Below are 17078 nucleotides of genomic sequence, written 5' to 3' on the forward strand. Positions count from 1 at the left end.
TTTTACGCTAAACCCAACTCTTAAATGTCATTCATCTCGTCAAAAAATGTTTGTCCGAATTCAGAACTGATTCCTTAATATTGACTTTTTCATGATTTGTTTAATGCAGTAAAAACCGTCTTTTTTCTTGTACAGAAACTTAAGTTCAAAAAAACACTCCGATTTTGGAGTGTTTTTTTATTTCAATCAATTAATTTTAAAGGCTCATAAACAATTTCGGATTTACCGGAGTATTGTTTTTATGAACTTCATAATGCAGATGCGGACCGGTCGAACGCCCAGAATTTCCGGATCTTGCGATAACTTGGTTGACATTGATATTGTCATTCGTTTCCACCAAAATCTCCGAAAGATGGCCATAAAGTGTCGCCAAACCATTTCCGTGGGAAACAATCACGCAATTGCCGTAACCTCCTTTTTTACCCGCGAAAATCACGGTTCCTTTTGCCGCAGCGCGCACATCGGTTCCGTAAGCTACCGCGATATCAAGACCTTTGTGGAATTGGATTTGATCCGCTTCAGCTGGTGGATTGTTCTTTTCCACTACCGCTTTTGGCGCAGGAGTAGTTTTGATGATATTTCCGGCGCTGTCTCTTTCTACGATTACTTCCGGCGCAGTTTTAGTTTCAATTTTCATCGGTTTTGCAGACGCTAAAAGGATGTTTCTAAATGGAATCGGGTTTTTTCTCTTTCCGAAATTAGAAGAAATGTAACCTTCAGTAGGAATTCCCAGCGGAACTTGTTGCAGCTTATTCTGCAAATCCATCAAATATTGGCTGTAGCGATTGGTTTGTTTTGCCAAATATACTGCGTTGGAAATGCTGTCTTGCGCAAGAGTTGCGATTTTTCCATCGGTTATGTTTTTTTCTGCCAGAAAAGAATTCAACTCTCGAACCGTTTGATCTACTAAAGCAAGATTATTTTTCATTTCAAGATAATCGATGCTGTCTTTTTGGGTGTTTATTTTTACCAGATTTACCTCATAAGTCTTGTCGGTTTTTCCGGTATAAAGTTTAGTAATTATCAATGCTTGCGCAAAGATTACCAGTAAAAAAGCGCCAAGTAAGATATTTACTTTTTTCTTGTTGCTTAGAAAATTCTTCATATACTATTTTGTAACAGTTGTTTATATTTTCGGGTTGCAAAAATAATATTAATTTTTTAAAGTGGATTTTGTGCGATTATTTTATCAGTTTTTTAACGGTTGTTGTCTTTAGAAATTACAGTGATGGTTAATTTTTAATCCAAAAAAATAGAAAAATCTTAATGTCCAAATTGGTTTTTTTTACTTGTGCACTTTTGTATCTTTGCAACATAAGTGAAGATTATGGCTAAGAAAGATCAGAAAAAAGAACCGATTATCGGGGTAGTAGGTAGCGGAAGTTTTGCTACCGCCATCGTGAAGATGCTTACCGAAAACAGCAAAGTGATTCACTGGTGTGTGCGCAACGAGTTCGTAAAAGGAGCAATCGAACTTCGGCATCATAACCCTACTTATCTTACTGCGGTTAATTTCAATGTGAAAACGCTCCGGCTAACCACTGATATCAACGAGTTGGTTTCGGCGTGTGATATCGTCGTATTAGCAACTCCATCCATCTATCTTTCAGATACTTTAGACAAGATGACCTGCGATTATAGCAATAAAATATTTGTTTCCGCCATCAAAGGAATTGTACCGAAAGTCAATGATGTGGTAGCACATTATCTCCGTGATGAGTTTAAAATCGGTTTCCGAAGCCAAGCTGTAATCGCCGGGCCTTGCCACGCCGAAGAAGTCGCGATGGAAAGACTTTCTTACCTGACCATTGCTACCGTAGAGGAAAACAGAGAGGTGCTTTGCAATAAATTCGCTTCAAGGTTTATTAAAGTAAACAGCAGTTGCGATATTCTCGGAAATGAGTACAGCGCAATTTTGAAAAATATTTATGCAGTAGGAGCCGGTATTGCAAGTGGTTTAGGTTATGGAGATAACTTTACGGCCGTTTTCGTATCGAATGCGATCCGCGAAATGGAACTTTTCCTTGAAGGAATCCACGAAATGCCACGCGATGTGAACGAAAGTGCCTATTTGGGAGATTTGCTCGTAACGGCGTATTCTCTTTTTTCCAGAAACCGAAACTTAGGAAATCTTATCGGAAAAGGATATACCGTGAAATCGGCCATACAATCGATGAACATGATTGCCGAAGGTTACTACGCTGCAGATTCTATCTACAAAACCGCAAAAGAAAAGAAAATGAAAACCCCAATTATCGATGCGGTTTACAGAATTCTTTACGAAGATAAAAATGCAGAAAAAGAATTTAAAAAACTTACTGCGAAATTGAATTGATATTAGAAATACAACAATCTATTAATTTCTATTTTTAAACAAACATGCCTAAATCTTTAAATAAAAGAACTCCAAAACCTCACTACGATGTCGTTTTAATCGGTGGAGGAATTATGAGCACCACGCTCGCTACTTTGCTTAGTGAGTTGGATCCTCATCTCGAAATTGCGATATTCGAAAGACTCGGAAGATTTGCCCGGGAAAGTTCTGCTGCATGGAACAATGCAGGAACAGGACATTCTGCTTTTTGTGAACTCAATTATACTCCGGAAAAAGAGGATGGAAGTATTGATATTTCGAAAGCAGAAAATATTGCTGAGCAATTTGAAATTTCCAAACAGTTCTGGGCTTATTTGGTGAATAAAAATTTCATTCGGAACCCCAAAGAATTCATCAGCTCTTGTCCTCACATGAGTTTGGTTTTTGGTGTAAATGATGCCGAATACCTTAGAAAAAGACATGAGAAATTGACTCAATCCATCCTTTTCAAAGGAATGGAATATACCACCGATCATCAAAAACTTCAAGAATGGATTCCGCTGGTAATGAGCAAAAGAAAAGATAATGAAGTTCTCGCAGCAACAAAAATGGATTTGGGTACCGATGTGAATTTTGGTATTCTTACCAGAAAAATGGGACGGTATCTGGTAGATCATTCCAATGTTGAAGTTTTCCTTTATCATGAAGCCAAAGATTTGGATCTGCAAAAAGACAGCAAATGGAGTATACAAGTGAAAGACCGTTTGAACCAGCATAAACAAGAAGTGGTTGCGGATTTTGTTTTTATTGGTGCAGGAGGTTATGCGTTGCCGCTTCTCGACAGTTCGGATATTCCGGAAAGCGAAGGCTACGGAGGTTTCCCTGTTTCTGGGGAATGGCTGGTTTCTCATAACCAAGAGTTGGTAGAAAAGCATCACGCCAAAGTGTACACTCAGGCTACGGTAGATGCACCACCAATGAGCGTTCCACATTTGGATCTCAGAATTATTGATGGCAAAAAAGCCTTACTTTTTGGACCGTTCGCAGGTTTCTCTACCAAATTTCTAAAAGAAGGAAGCTATCTCGATTTACCAGAAAGTGTGAACTTTAAAAATATCAGATCTCTTTTTGGAGCTTGGTGGCATAATATTCCACTCACCAAATATCTCGTTCAGCAGGTCGCAATGACTAAATCTCAAAGAATGCAGCATTTGAGAGAGTTTGTGAAAGATGCAAAAGAAGAGGATTGGGAAATAAAAGTGGCAGGACAAAGAGTACAAATCATTAAAAAAGATGAAAAACTCGGCGGGAAGCTGGAATTCGGTACTGAAGTAGTGGTGAATAAAAACGGAACAATCGCTTCGCTTCTTGGTGCTTCTCCGGGCGCTTCCACTGCGGTTTATGCAATGATTCAAGTACTGGAAAAATGTTTCGGTGAGAAAATGAAAAATGAGTGGAAAGACAAAATCCTAGAGATTGTTCCGTCTTACGGGAAAAAGCTTGCTGAAAATCCTGAACTTGCCGAAGAAATTAGAAATTATACCAAAGAAAAATTAGAACTTGAATATTAATATTCAGTATCATTTTCATTAAAAAAAGTGAGTACCATTACCAAACCCATCATATCGCCCGAAATACTGGAAGCTCTGCAAACCAAAGTAGAGGAGGAGAAACAAGTGATTGTACATTGCTGTTATCCCGCTACTTTTTTTCCCGGAGATCTGATTAGAATTTGGCAATCTACCTTTTTAATTGATGAAAATACCCACCACAAAAGCCACCTTATTCATCACGAGAATATCTCTCTGTTTCCTTATTGGACCGAGGTTCCGCCGATGAAGGATTTCTGGTTTACCTTAGTTTTTTCAGGCTTGCCTAAAGAATGTAAATCATTTAACCTGAAAGAAGAAATTCCCGAAGAAGGTGGCTTTTTTGTTCAGAATATCAAAAGAAATGGTACTGATGTTTATCGTGTGAAAATCGTATAGTAAAGAAGGAAATCGGTATTCTTTGATTATTTTATATTAAACTGGAAAGGAAATTCCGATTAGGAAAAAAGTTAGACCATGAAAAAACTCACTTTTCTGTTCATCCTGATTTCTACATTAGGAATTGCACAAACTCTTAAAAAACAGGTTCTGGAGATTAAAAAATTTCAGTCGGCGCTGAACCAAGAATATAAAAACCCAAAGGAAACTCCTTTGCGAGGCGATAATTACACCAATTTCAGACAGCATCCGTTCTTTCCAATCAATTTAAAATACCGTGTTACTGCCAAATTTACAAAAACAGAAAATGCAGTTCCTTTTGAAATTCCCACTTCCTTAGGCAAAACGAAGCCTTATGTAGAATTCGGTAAAGTGAGTTTTGATTTGGATGCTCAAACCTATGTATTGACCGTTTATCAAAGTTTAGATTTAAGAAAGAAAAAAGGGTTTGAAGATTATCTTTTTTTACCTTTCAGAGACGGAACCAATGGAAAAGAAACTTATGGTGGAGGAAAATATATGGATTTAAGAATCCCGAAAAGCAATACGATCATTCTCGATTTCAATCAATCTTATCAACCCTACTGTGCTTACAATGCCTATGATTACAACTGCCCGACGGTTCCGGAAGGGAATTTTCTACCTGTTAGAATAGAGGCGGGAGTGATGTATGAGGACGTTTATCATAAGTGAAAAAATATTTCTGCATCTTAAATTGTATTAAAAATTAAGCCACAGAAAATTCAAAAAAAACATATAGGAACCACTCGTAATTGCGTCTGTTACAATTACCGTTTTATTGATTGTTTTTTATCATTACCTTTTTTTCCGGATTTGTTGAACATCATGGGTACGAGTAACGTTAAGAAGCTAACTGCGAATTAAATTTTCGCCAGAAACTCTTCAAAAGCAGGAATTACAGAAACTGTTCCGTCGTTTTCAATTTGGTTGAGTTTTAAGACTTCAATTTGATTGATGGAATTTTCGTCGAAAGGTTTTTGTACACGGACATAATTTTCAGTAAAACCGAACATTAAACCGTTTTTATTTTCGTGTTCCCAAAGTATCGGCAATGTTTTCCCCAACTGAGTTTGGTAGAACGCCATTTTCTTTTTCTCGGAAAGAATTCTAAGCATTTTATTGCGTTTTTTTCTTTCAGGAATAGGTACAATACCTTCCATTTCAGCAGCTTCCGTATTTTCTCTTTCAGAATAAGTGAAAACATGCAAATAGCTGATCGGAAGTTCATTCAGGAAGTTATAAGTTTCCAAGAATTTTTCTTCGGTTTCGCCCGGAAATCCAACAATTACATCTACGCCAATTGCTGCATCCGGCATTACTTCACGGATTTTTGCAACTCTGTTTTGGTATAAATTTGTTAAGTAGCGACGTTTCATTTTTTTCAATAAATCATCGCTTCCGCTTTGCAACGGAATGTGAAAATGCGGAACAAAACTTCTGCTTTTAGAAACCAATTCGATGCTTTCGTCTTTCAAAAGATTTGGTTCAATCGAAGAAATGCGGATTCTCTCGATGCCTTCCACTTTGTCGAGTTCCGAAATCAAATCAAGAAAAGTATGTTCGTGTTTTTTATTTCCAAATTCACCTTTTCCGTAATCGCCGATGTTGACGCCGGTTAAAACAATTTCTCTGATTCCTTTTCCGGCAATTTCCTTCGCGTTGTTTACCACATTTTCTATGGTATCACTTCGGGAGATTCCTCTAGCCAAAGGAATTGTGCAATAAGTACATTTGTAATCGCAACCATCTTGAACTTTCAAAAAAGCGCGTGTTCGATCACCAATTGAATAGCTTCCGATGAAAAAATCGGTTTCTTCAATTTCACAAGAATGGATCGTTCCTTGATTTTCAGATTTGTGCAAATCATCCAAATAACTCAAGATGTTGAATTTTTCTTTTGCGCCCAAAACCAAATCTACACCTTCAATTGCCGAAATTTCTTCCGGTTTTAGCTGAGCATAGCAACCGACAATAACTACCAAACCTTCGGGATTGGCTTTCATGGCACGTTTCACGTGAAGTTTACATTCGCGGTCGGCATTTTCGGTCACCGAACAAGTGTTGATGACATATACGTTGGCTTTGTCTTCGAAAGTTACTTTCTCGTAACCAGCATCGGTCAATTGTCTCGCAATAGTCGAGGTTTCCGCAAAGTTGAGTTTGCAGCCCAATGTGTGGAAAGCGGCGGTTTTGGGTTGATTTGAGTTCAATTCAGTATAAAATTCAGGCTGCAAAGATAGTGATTTTAGAATTTTTAAACTAAAAAGGAATCTGGCCTTTATTGATGAGGTTATTCCGTTTTATAATCATCACGAACTTCATTGCTTTTTGCATAACAAACTGGAGATGAATTCTGTTGTAGAAACATTTGATCATTGAAATCTTTGGATTGATTTCTGGCGATAGAAAGGGTTTTCCAATCCTCATTTTTCAACATTTTTGCGATGTACACGATTTGCCCGATATGATAAGGATAATGCGCTAATTGTCGTAAAACCGCATCAATCACCGAATGTTTTTCGCCACGAATAAAAATGGTTTGATGAAGGTTTTCTTCGTTGATTTGGTCTAAAGCATTGAACAGAATTTTCCAGCCTTTTTCCCATAATTCCTGCATTTCGGTTTTGGTATTTATACTGTTTTCAAATTCAGAATCGCGGTTTCGCCAGTCTTTTTCACCATCTTCAGTGAGGAAGTTGGTCCAGCGAGAAATCATGTTTCCGGAAAGGTGTTTTACAATCGTTGCGATTGAATTACTTTCTGCATTGTATTGCCACAAAATCTCTTGTTCATTGAGCTGCGTGAAGGTTTTGTCGCCCAAATCTTTGTAATACTGAAACCGTTTGATGAAAAGATCTTTCATGATTTTTATCCTTTTGACTCATCAAATTTACAAAAAACGTTGGGTGTTTTTTATTTAATCATTGTTAAATTTCCGCAGAGGTTTTCGAGATGAAAAATCTTGTGAAACGGCGATTGTATTTGGTGTAGATTTTCTTTGTTTTGAATAAAAGTATAGCGTGACGCAAGCGAATTCATATCCGAAACGATCACGAGCCAACATTCATCAACGCTGCGATCGTAATAAGGAAATTTCTCGTTTTTCTTTTCGATTAAATCAATAATTTTTTCGGAAGATAGTTCATCAAAAAGTCCCATCGTAAAATCCGGCGTGATGAAAACATTTCGGCGGTGAGGCGATTTTCGGATTTTTTTCACATAGCCATAACTTTTATTTTGGCGAATGGATTTCACGATGTTGATGACCATTTCGTTCTGTTTTTCGAGCAAATCAATCTTCGAAATATGGTGGAATTCTAAAAAATAAACACCACGAAATTTCGCGGTGTCTTCTTGTTCCAAAAGTATTTCAGCTTGGCGGAAAATTTTATTTAATTGGCTTTCGATCTTTTTTATTTCGAGGTGGTTGATCACTTCGGTCAGTTCGATTCCGATTTTTTTATTGTTGAAACTGGCAATAAAATCGGGACTTTCGCAGGTGAGATTTTCAAATTGTACATCGGGAAAATGATGGAGAAACGAGTTCAGCAAAAGGATTTCTGCCTTTTTTTTGTACTTTTCTCTATCGTGAAGTTCGGAGTTGTCGATTTGCCGATGGTAGCGCTCGATCGGCTTTTTTTTCAAGTGGCGGTTCAGGTAGTAAAGCGAGAGGTTTTTCACCAAATCTTCGTCGGAAAATACTTTCTTCATAACCTTATTTTTTATAATCAAAAAATTGAATACCAATATTTTACGATTTAAAGTTATATAAAAAATTTAGATAATCAACCGTTTAGTTTAAATTTAAACTATAATTAATATTCAATTTTATCGAAAATGGTTTTTTCCTTATGTTTTTGGGAAAAAAAAGACGCTGAAACAGTAGGTTTTTCTCATAAAATTATTAAAAAATATCGATTATATCATATTTAACAAAAAATAAACGTAATATTTTCGGGCAGTAATTAAAATTTTTACCTTTGCAACTTAAATTTATTCACGATTATGGATTTTAAAAACTTTACGATGCCTTTCAGTATCAACCCTGAATATTCAAAAAAAGTTGCCTATTTTTCGATGGAATTTGCCATCGATCAAGCATTAAAAATATATTCCGGCGGCCTCGGATTTTTGGCTGGTTCACACATGAAAAGTGCTTATAACCTTAAGCAAGATTTAATAGGAATCGGTATTTTATGGAAATTTGGTTACTATGACCAAGCCAGAAATCACGATCAAACTTTGCAACCAACTTGGACGAAAAAAATGTATTCTTTCTTGCAAGATACCGGAATTAAATTTCAAATTGAGATTCATTCTGCACCGGTTTGGGTGAAAGTTTGGTATTTAGATCCTGAGATTTTCCAATCTGCGCCGATGTTTTTCCTATCAACCGACGTTCCGGAAAACGATCATGTTTCCAAAACAATTTGTCACCGTTTGTACGATGCTAATGAATCCACCAAACTTGCACAGTACATTTTGCTCGGAAAAGGTGGAGCTAAATTGCTGGATTTGATGAACTTTGAGCGTGATGTTTATCATTTGAATGAAGCGCACGGTTTGCCTGCAGCATTCTATTTGTTGAAAAAATTTGGCGGTGATTTAGAAAAAGTAAAAGAAAAATTAGTTTTCACCACGCATACGCCGGAAGAAGCCGGAAACGAGAAACACAATATCTACCTTTGCCATGATATGTCCTATTTTTCCGGACTCAGCATTGATGAAGTAAAAACCATTGAAGGCGTGGAAGACGATCGTTTCAATCACTCGCTTTGTGCGCTGAGAATGGCGAGAGTAGCGAATGGTGTTTCGCAACTTCACGGTGAAGTTTCCCGAAAAATGTGGAGCAAATATTCTAAAATTTGTGAAATTAAAGCCATTACCAACGCTCAGGAATTTAAATATTGGGCAGATAAACCGCTTTACGACGCAAAAGATGAAAACGATGCTGTGCTTTTTGATTTCAGAAAAAAACATTTAAAGAAAAGATTTTTCAAAACAGTAGCCGACCAAACCGGAAATTTATTCGATCCGAATGTCTTCACCATTGTTTGGGCACGTAGATTTGCAGGTTACAAAAGAGCAGATTTATTGTTGCAAGACAAAGAAAGATTTGCGAGATTATTGAACAATCCGAAATATCCTGTGCAAATTATTTGGGCGGGAAAACCTTATCCGATGGATTATTCGGCGATTTCAACCTTCAATTCTTTGGTAGAAGAAAGCAAATTCCACAAAAATATGGCTGTACTTACCGGTTACGAATTGGCTTTAAGTAAATTGATGAAACAAGGATCAGATCTTTGGTTGAACAACCCAAGAGTTCCAAGAGAAGCGTCTGGAACTTCCGGAATGACTGCTGCAATGAACGGATCTGTGAATCTTTCAACCGATGATGGTTGGATTCCGGAATTTACCAAAAACGGAGTGAACGGTTTTGTGGTTCCACAAGCGGATTACGACAACACCAGTGTTTACGATCAGGATAATTTCGATCTTGAAAACCTCTATGCAGCTTTGGAAAACGAAATTCTTCCAACATATTATGATCGTCCGGACGAATGGAGAAAAATTCAACAAACCGCAATGGATGATGTGAAAAACAATTTCAATTCTGATAGAATGGCGGACGAATATTATAAGCAGATTTACGCTTAATTTCATCGACTTTTTAAAATACAAAATCCGGGAAGCATTGGTTTCCCGGATTTTATTTTTATCTTAGAAATCAAAATTCAGGAATTTATGGAGCCAAGTATTTGGGAAGCTGAAACTTTTTATCGAAACCGTAATATCATCATTATTGGTGCGGGTTTTACAGGTTTATGGACTGCTATTTCCGTGAAAGAAAAGTTTCCAGAGAAATCGGTTTTGGTTATAGAGAGAAGTCCGGTTCCGATGGGAGCTTCCACACGAAATGCTGGTTTTGCCTGTTTCGGGAGTTTAACTGAAATTATTGCTGATTCGGAAAAAATGGGATGGGAAAAAACCTTTGGTTTGGTGAAAATGCGCTTCGAAGGTTTGCAGAAAATTCAGAATTATTTTGAACCTGAAGAAATCGATTTTAAATTATGTGGTGGTTACGAAATTCTGAATGATGATAGCCCTTTGCAACGGATTGATGAAGTGAATGAACGATTGAAAAGTATTACCAATTTTGAAAAAACATTTAATTTAAACCAGAATAAAATTGAAGAATTTGGTTTAGGAAATGCTGAATATTTGGTTGAAAATCTTTGTGAAGGAAGTTTACATTCCGGGAAATTGTTGCAGAAATTATTGAAAAAATGTCAGGATTTAGGGGTGGAATTTCTCTTTGGAACTGAAGTTCTCGAAATTTCGGAAACAGAAGGTTCAGTAAAAATCATTGCTGGAAATTTTGAAATTCAATCTGAAAAACTGGTGATTGCTACGAATGCTTTTACTCAAAATCTTTTACCTAAAATCGATTTGTTCCCTGCACGCGGACAAATTTTACTCACCGAACCTATCGAAAATCTGAAAATTAAAGGAACTTTTCATTATGACGAAGGTTTTTATTATTTCCGGAATTTAGGAAATCGAATTGTGTTGGGTGGCGCAAGAAATCTGGATTTTAAAAACGAAGAAACTACGGAACTGAAAATCACCGAATTACTCCAAAACCATTTAGAGAACTTTCTGAAAACCGTGATTCTTCCTCATCAAAACTTCAAAATAGAAAAACGCTGGAGTGGAATTATGGCGATGGGAACTGAAAAATCACCGATTGTCGAAAAAGTATCATCGCGACAAGTTGCGGCGGTTCGGCTTTCCGGAATGGGCGTTGCGTTGGCTCCGAAAATTGGAGAAATGGTGGCGGAAATGCTTTAATAATATTTCCACAATCCGAGTGCGTTTTTTCGGGCTTTTTCCTCAGACTTCCTGAAAACATCGACGTATTTGATGTTTGGCGGAAAAGTCGCCATTCTTGCATACCCTTTTTGTACCAAATATTGGTTGAGAAATATGCCATTTTCAAGGTAAACATACGCCAAAGTTCTTCCGTATCGATCGATTTTTTGCACATCGAATTCTAATCGCACTTTTTTATCGGCAAGCATTTTTTTTAAATGACTTTTTGCTTCAAAGCCAAAAACCTGAACTTGTTTTCTTTTGCCCACATTTCTGCTTTCGGGAGCATCTATTCCTATGAATCGAATTTTATATTCATTTTGAGATTCATCCTGAATGACCACGGTATCGCCATCTGAAACTCGTTTTATGCTGTAATATTTCCCAGAAATCTGAGCATTAATGTTTAAAGAAAATAAGAAGATGAGAAGGAAATGAAAATAATGTCGCATTCGGCAAAAGTAGTATAAATTCATCTGAAAACTCCACGGAAATTATCATTAACTTGCTGTATTTTCTAAATCTTTTTTAATGTTTGAATTTGTAAATTTGTTGCGATTCCAAAATTTCAAATCCGTATTTTTGCAATATGATTAATAGCGACCAGATAAAAGATGCCCAATCCCGAATTGAGGATTTATATAAATTTTTGCAGATTGAAAAAAAGAAAATCGAAATTTCTAATGATGAGGAAAAAACCGTTTCGCCAGAGTTTTGGGACAACCCGAAAGAGGCAGAAATTTTCATGAAGCAGCTTCGTTCAAAGAAAAAATGGGTGAGTGATTATGAAGAAATTTTCTCGAGATTTGAAGATATTCAGGTTTTAATCGATTTTGCTAAAGAAGATCCGGATTCCGAGAAAGAACTCGATGAATCTTTCCCTTTATTGCTGGAAAAAATTGAAGATTTAGAGTTCAAAAATATGTTGTCGAATGAAGGCGACGAACTTTCTGCGGTGTTGCAAATTACAGCAGGAGCGGGTGGAACCGAATCTTGCGACTGGGCTTCAATGCTCATGAGAATGTACACGATGTGGGCTGAAAAACAAGGATACAAAATTCGCGAATTGAATTATCAGGAAGGCGATGTAGCTGGTGTGAAGACTGTAACTTTGGAAATTGACGGGGAATTTGCTTTCGGATATTTGCGTGGAGAAAATGGAGTTCATCGTTTGGTGAGAATTTCACCGTTTGATTCCAACGCGAAGCGCCATACGAGTTTTGTTTCGGTGTATGTATATCCGTTGGTGGATGATACGATTGAAATTAATATCAATCCGGCTGATATTTCCTTTGAAACCATGCGTTCGAGTGGAGCAGGTGGACAAAACGTAAACAAAGTAGAAACGGCAGTTCGTCTTCGTCACGCACCTACGGGAATCATTATTGAAAACTCCGAAAGTCGTTCTCAACTTCAGAATAAAGAAAAAGCGATGCAATTATTGCGTTCCCGATTGTATGAAATGGAATTGGAGGAACGAATGAAAGCCCGAAATGAAATTGAAGCCGGGAAAATGAAAATAGAGTGGGGAAGCCAGATTCGGAATTACGTGATGCACCCTTATAAACTGGTGAAAGATGTGCGTTCCGGCTACGAAACTTCGGATGTGGACGGCGTGATGAATGGTGATTTAACTCCTTTTCTAAAAGCCTTCTTGATGGCTGATGGAACTGCTGCAACAGAAGATGATTTTAATCTTTAAGATTTGGCAAACTTTAACAATTTATTAATCCACATAAAACACCTTGTTTTATTATCTTTGCGAATATGGAACATTTTGAAAGTTGGAAGGATCTTTTAAATCCTGAATTTTATATAAATAATGGAGGTTTTTGGCTCATATTATTTATCATTTTTGCTGAAACCGGTTTGTTTGTAGGGTTTTTCTTACCAGGCGACAGTTTGTTGTTTGTATCCGGGATTTATGCGGTTACTATCATTACTGAAACCTTCGGGTCCACAGGAAATGATTTCTTAGATACCACGATTTTAGCCACAGCTGTAGCAATTGCTGCGGTTTTGGGAAATGAAGTTGGTTACTGGTTCGGCCGAAAAGCAGGTCCGGCGCTTTACAAAAGAGAAGATTCATTCCTTTTCAAGAAAAAATATCTTTTTCAGGCACATGATTTCTTTGAACAACACGGTGCTCTTGCGGTAATTATGGCGAGATTTTTACCGGTTGTGAGAACTTTTACGCCAATTGTTGCAGGAATTGTAAAAATGGATAAAACTCGGTTTTTAATAGATAATATTATCGGAGCATTTCTTTGGTCTTTTTCCCTCATTTTTGCAGGCCATTATCTGGATAAACTTTTCCAAGATCAGTTTGGAATCGATTTGAAATCTCACTTGGAGATGATCATTATTATCATTGTCCTTATTACCACAGTTCCTATTATTGTTAAGTTTTTCTTTGGTAAAAAGAAGGAAGAGGAAACAACAACTCAAGAATAATTAAGAGAACCATAAAGCATAAAAAAAGCAACCTGATCAATTCGGGTTGCTTTTTTTGTAGTATATTGAATTTTCCTAATGCTAAAACAGATTATTTAAAATCAAATAGTCTTGAAAAAATCTTTTTTATTGAGGTTCAATTAAAGAGGTCGCGTACTTTATCGAAGAACGTTTTTTCTTTTCCGGACGGTTCAGCCATCATTTCTCCGTTTTTGATTTGATTTTCGAAGAATTCTTTTTGTTCCGGCGAAAGATGTTGTGGAGTCCAAACGTTTACATGAACAAACATATCACCTTTTCCGTAGCTGTCGATGCTTGGTAAGCCTTTGCCGGACAATCTGAGGATTTTACCGGACTGTGTACCCGCATCGATTTTTATTTTTACTTTTCCGCCAACTGTAGGGATTTCTTTTTGAGTTCCCAAAGCCGCTTCAGCAAATGAAATATATAATTCTTGATGAAGATTATCACCTTCACGCTTGATTTTAGAATCGGTTTCTTCCTCTACTACAACCAATAAATCACCCGGATTTCCACCAAATGGTGCATCATTTCCTTTGCCGCGTACATTGAGTTGGATGCCTTCTCTTGCTCCCGCAGGAATGTTGATGGTTACTTCCTCGTCTTCTTTTATTAAACCTTGCGCATTCGCTCCTGCAGGAATTTTATCGGCAACTTTTCCGATTCCCTGACAAGTTCCGCAATGAGTTTGAGTTTGCATTTGTCCGAACATGGTGTTCATCACTTTCACTTGTACACCACTTCCGTTACAAGTCGGGCAGGTTTTAGAGGTTGCTCCCGGTGCCATTTTCAGTTTTTTAACTTTAATGGTTTTTTGGGTGCCGTTCACCATTTCTTCAAGGTTGAGTTTAATTCTTACTCGAAGATTCGTTCCTCGTAATTGTTGTCTTTGAGCGCCACCGCCGCCGCCGAAATGACCGCCGAAAATATCTCCAAACTGGCTGAAAATATCTTCCATATTCATTCCACCACCGAAACCACCGCCACCGCCAAAGCCACCACCGCCACTCATTCCGGCGTGACCATATTGGTCATAACGTGCTTTTTTGTTGGCATCGCTCAAAACTTCATAAGCTTCTGCTGCTTCCTTGAAACTTTCTTCAGCAGCTTTATCACCCGGGTTTTTATCTGGGTGATATTTCAAAGCCATTTTTCGGTAAGCTTTCTTTATTTCATCGGCGCTTGCAGATTTGCTCACTCCAAGCACTTCGTAATAATCTTTTTTTGACATAATAAAATTTTGAATAATTTAAAATCTAAGGAATTAGAATTTAAAATTAGTTTCCTGTAACCACTTTAGCGAAACGAATTACCTTTTCATTTAAAGTATAACCAGTTTCGATGACATCTACGATTTTGCCTTTCAAATCTTCCGAAGGAGCCGGGATTTGGGTAATTGCTTCGTGAAAATCAACATTAAAAGAATCGCCGGAGTTTACTTCCATTGGTTTTAAACCTTTTTCTGAAAGTTTGTTTTTGAATTTTTGATAGATGAGTTCCACGCCCTGTAGGTCGGCTTCATTACCATTTTTAGCCATTTCTTTTAAAGCTCTTTCAAAGTCATCCAAAACGCCCAACATTGAAATCATCATATCCTGATTGGCATACTGGAAGAAATCCATTTTTTCTTTTGCGGTTCTTTTTTTGTAATTTTCAAACTCAGCAAAAAGTCTTACGTAACGGTCTTTTTCTTCTGCCAAAAGTTCTTCCGGAGTCGGAGCAGCTGTCACATTTTCGGTAGTTTCTGTTTCGGGATTTTGAGTATTTTCCTCAGGTGTATTTACGTTTTCTTCGTGTATATCTTGGTTTTCTGACATAATATTACATTTTTATAAGCATCAGTTCGCAACAATTTTGCCAAATAAAGTTTTAGGACAATTCGGCAGATTATTGATGGAGTTTCTATTTTTTGTTGATAAATATTCAAAAAATGAATAATTCTTATTTCTTAATTACAAAAAAGGTGAACAGAGTTGTATTACGATGGAAAAAAAGTTTCAATTAAAAGATATAAATTGAGAACAATGATTATGATCGCAATAATCCATACCAAAATCTTTAGCCATGGTTTATTGACAAATTCTCCCATTTTCAATTTAGATCCGGTAAACATAACGAGCGGAACCACAGCAAAACTAAGCTGCATAGAAAGAATAACTTGACTGAGAACCAATAAATCAGTAGTTCCTTTTTCCCCATAAAGTATGGTGACGATGAGTGCGGGAATTACAGCAATAAGGCGGGTAATCAATCGGCGTAACCATGGTTTTAGGCGGATGTTTAGGAAGCCTTCCATTACGATTTGTCCTGCTAAAGTACCTGTAAGCGTAGAATTTTGTCCGGAAGCAAGGAGTGCGATGGCGAAGAAAATACTTGCGAAAGTGGTTCCTAAAAGTGGAGTAAGCATTTTATAAGCATCATGAATATCTGCAACATCTTTGTTTCCGGAAGTGTGGAATGTAGCTGCTGCAACAATCAGAATCGCTGCATTAATGAAAAACGCAAGAAATAGGGATAGAGAGCTGTCAATGGTAGCAAATTTTATCGCTTCTTTTTTCCCTTCGGTGGTACGGTCGTAATTCCTGGTTTGCACAATGCTGCTGTGCAAATAGAGATTATGTGGCATTACCGTTGCTCCCAAAATTCCTATAGCAATATAAAGCATTGAAGGATTGGTAACTACTTCTTTTTGAGGAACCAAACCGCTTAGAATTGGGAAGATGTCGGGTTTACTCAAGATAATTTCATAAGCGAAGCATCCCAAAATAATAAAAATCAAGCCACCAACAATACTTTCAATTAGTCTAAAACCCTTTGCTTGAAGGAATAAAATAAGAAATACATCGATGACCGTAATGACCACTCCCCAGGTTAAAGGAATTCCGAACAATAAATTTAAAGCAATTGCAGAACCGATAACTTCTGCCAAATCGCAAGCTGCAATTGCGATTTCACAAAAAATCCATAAAATAAAATTAGTTGTAGGGCTGAAATGATCCCGGCAAGCTTGTGCAAGATCTCTTTCCGCAACGATTCCTAATTTCAAAGATAGGTGTTGTAGAATAATTGCAAATAGGTTTGAAATTAAGATTACAGAAAGTAACGTATAGCCAAATTGTGCCCCTCCTGCGATATCTGTAGCCCAATTTCCAGGATCCATGTAACCTACAGCGACCATTAAACCTGGACCGGCGAAGGCAAAGAGTTTTCGCCAAAATCCTGCATCTTTAGGAATGTTGATGCTTGAAAAGACTTCTGGCAACGAGTTGGAATGTTTAGCCCGACGCCATCCTGTATTGATTTTATTCACAAATGTTAGATTAATCTAACAAATTTAGTTAAATAAATATAGTATGCAAATATTTAATGAAAAATAATCTTATTTCTAAAAGAACTGCTTGTTT

The 17078-nt window shown here is 37.1% G+C and carries 16 protein-coding genes; 8 read left to right on the forward strand and 8 right to left on the reverse strand.

The genetic code is table 11. From position 1 onward, the window contains the following. Positions 1 to 196 precede the first annotated feature (196 nt). A complete protein-coding gene (locus tag NOV28_RS02065) occupies positions 197 to 1105 on the reverse strand; it encodes a M23 family metallopeptidase (RefSeq protein ID WP_255927063.1) in 909 nt (302 codons plus the stop codon). Between the two features lie 222 nt (positions 1106 to 1327). On the opposite strand from NOV28_RS02065, the gene NOV28_RS02070 reads away from it, so the two are divergent. The 4 genes from NOV28_RS02070 to NOV28_RS02085 all read left to right on the forward strand — a co-directional run bounded on the left by NOV28_RS02070 (position 1328) and on the right by NOV28_RS02085 (position 4995). Beyond that, positions 1328 to 2335 carry an NAD(P)H-dependent glycerol-3-phosphate dehydrogenase gene (locus NOV28_RS02070; RefSeq protein ID WP_255927065.1) on the forward strand — a complete coding sequence of 336 codons (1008 nt, stop codon included), beginning with the start codon at positions 1328 to 1330 and terminating at the stop codon, positions 2333 to 2335. 44 nt (positions 2336 to 2379) lie between these two features. Further along, positions 2380 to 3885, forward strand: coding sequence for a malate dehydrogenase (quinone) (gene mqo, locus NOV28_RS02075; protein ID WP_255927067.1), 1506 nt, complete (start codon positions 2380 to 2382; stop codon positions 3883 to 3885). 27 nt (positions 3886 to 3912) lie between these two features. Next, positions 3913 to 4302: a hypothetical protein gene (locus NOV28_RS02080; RefSeq protein WP_255927069.1), complete on the forward strand. Its 390-nt coding sequence runs from the start codon at positions 3913 to 3915 to the stop codon at positions 4300 to 4302. Positions 4303 to 4380: 78 nt separating this feature from the next. Then, entirely contained in the window at positions 4381 to 4995 is a 615-nt protein-coding gene (locus tag NOV28_RS02085) for a DUF1684 domain-containing protein (protein WP_255927071.1), read from the forward strand. Between the two features lie 188 nt (positions 4996 to 5183). Here the strand turns inward: NOV28_RS02085 and mtaB are convergent, their stop codons facing one another. The 3 genes from mtaB to NOV28_RS02100 are packed head-to-tail and all read right to left on the reverse strand — an operon-like array spanning position 5184 to position 8034. Next, positions 5184 to 6557: a tRNA (N(6)-L-threonylcarbamoyladenosine(37)-C(2))-methylthiotransferase MtaB gene (gene mtaB, locus NOV28_RS02090; RefSeq protein WP_255927073.1), complete on the reverse strand. Its 1374-nt coding sequence runs from the start codon at positions 6555 to 6557 to the stop codon at positions 5184 to 5186. Positions 6558 to 6613: 56 nt separating this feature from the next. Beyond that, a complete protein-coding gene (locus NOV28_RS02095) occupies positions 6614 to 7186 on the reverse strand; it encodes a DUF1572 family protein (RefSeq protein ID WP_255927075.1) in 573 nt (190 codons plus the stop codon). Positions 7187 to 7236: 50 nt separating this feature from the next. Next, the gene (locus NOV28_RS02100; protein ID WP_255927077.1) at positions 7237 to 8034 is read right to left on the reverse strand and encodes a hypothetical protein; all 798 of its coding nucleotides are present in this window, start codon (positions 8032 to 8034) and stop codon (positions 7237 to 7239) included. 294 nt (positions 8035 to 8328) lie between these two features. On the opposite strand from NOV28_RS02100, the gene glgP reads away from it, so the two are divergent. Then, entirely contained in the window at positions 8329 to 9984 is a 1656-nt protein-coding gene (gene glgP, locus NOV28_RS02105) for an alpha-glucan family phosphorylase (protein ID WP_255927079.1), read from the forward strand. Between the two features lie 87 nt (positions 9985 to 10071). Continuing rightward, on the forward strand, positions 10072 to 11178 hold the full coding sequence (locus NOV28_RS02110; RefSeq protein ID WP_255927081.1) for an NAD(P)/FAD-dependent oxidoreductase: 1107 nt from the start codon (positions 10072 to 10074) through the stop codon (positions 11176 to 11178). Here the strand turns inward: NOV28_RS02110 and NOV28_RS02115 are convergent. Beyond that, complete coding sequence (locus NOV28_RS02115; protein WP_255927083.1) at positions 11175 to 11651, reverse strand: thermonuclease family protein; 477 nt, start codon at positions 11649 to 11651, stop codon at positions 11175 to 11177. The genes NOV28_RS02110 and NOV28_RS02115 overlap by 4 nt on opposite strands. A gap of 137 nt (positions 11652 to 11788) precedes the next feature. Here NOV28_RS02115 and prfB point away from each other — a divergent pair, with 137 nt between their 5' ends. Together prfB and NOV28_RS02125 are read left to right on the forward strand one after the other, a co-directional pair. Further along, a complete protein-coding gene (gene prfB / locus NOV28_RS02120) occupies positions 11789 to 12901 on the forward strand; it encodes a peptide chain release factor 2 (protein ID WP_255927084.1) in 1113 nt (370 codons plus the stop codon). 65 nt (positions 12902 to 12966) lie between these two features. Then, the gene (locus tag NOV28_RS02125; protein ID WP_255927086.1) at positions 12967 to 13653 is read left to right on the forward strand and encodes a DedA family protein; all 687 of its coding nucleotides are present in this window, start codon (positions 12967 to 12969) and stop codon (positions 13651 to 13653) included. Positions 13654 to 13789: 136 nt separating this feature from the next. On the opposite strand, the gene dnaJ is transcribed toward NOV28_RS02125, so the two are convergent. The 3 genes from dnaJ to NOV28_RS02140 form a co-directional block, all read right to left on the reverse strand. Next, positions 13790 to 14905 carry a molecular chaperone DnaJ gene (gene dnaJ / locus NOV28_RS02130; protein WP_255927088.1) on the reverse strand — a complete coding sequence of 372 codons (1116 nt, stop codon included), beginning with the start codon at positions 14903 to 14905 and terminating at the stop codon, positions 13790 to 13792. 46 nt (positions 14906 to 14951) lie between these two features. Next, the gene (locus tag NOV28_RS02135) at positions 14952 to 15491 is read right to left on the reverse strand and encodes a nucleotide exchange factor GrpE (RefSeq protein WP_255927090.1); all 540 of its coding nucleotides are present in this window, start codon (positions 15489 to 15491) and stop codon (positions 14952 to 14954) included. Between the two features lie 161 nt (positions 15492 to 15652). Beyond that, a complete protein-coding gene (locus NOV28_RS02140; RefSeq protein WP_255927092.1) occupies positions 15653 to 16984 on the reverse strand; it encodes an Nramp family divalent metal transporter in 1332 nt (443 codons plus the stop codon). Between the last annotated feature and the right edge of the window lie 94 nt (positions 16985 to 17078).

The sequence above is a fragment of the Kaistella montana genome (genome assembly GCF_024436175.1).
Lineage (GTDB): Bacteria > Bacteroidota > Bacteroidia > Flavobacteriales > Weeksellaceae > Kaistella > Kaistella montana.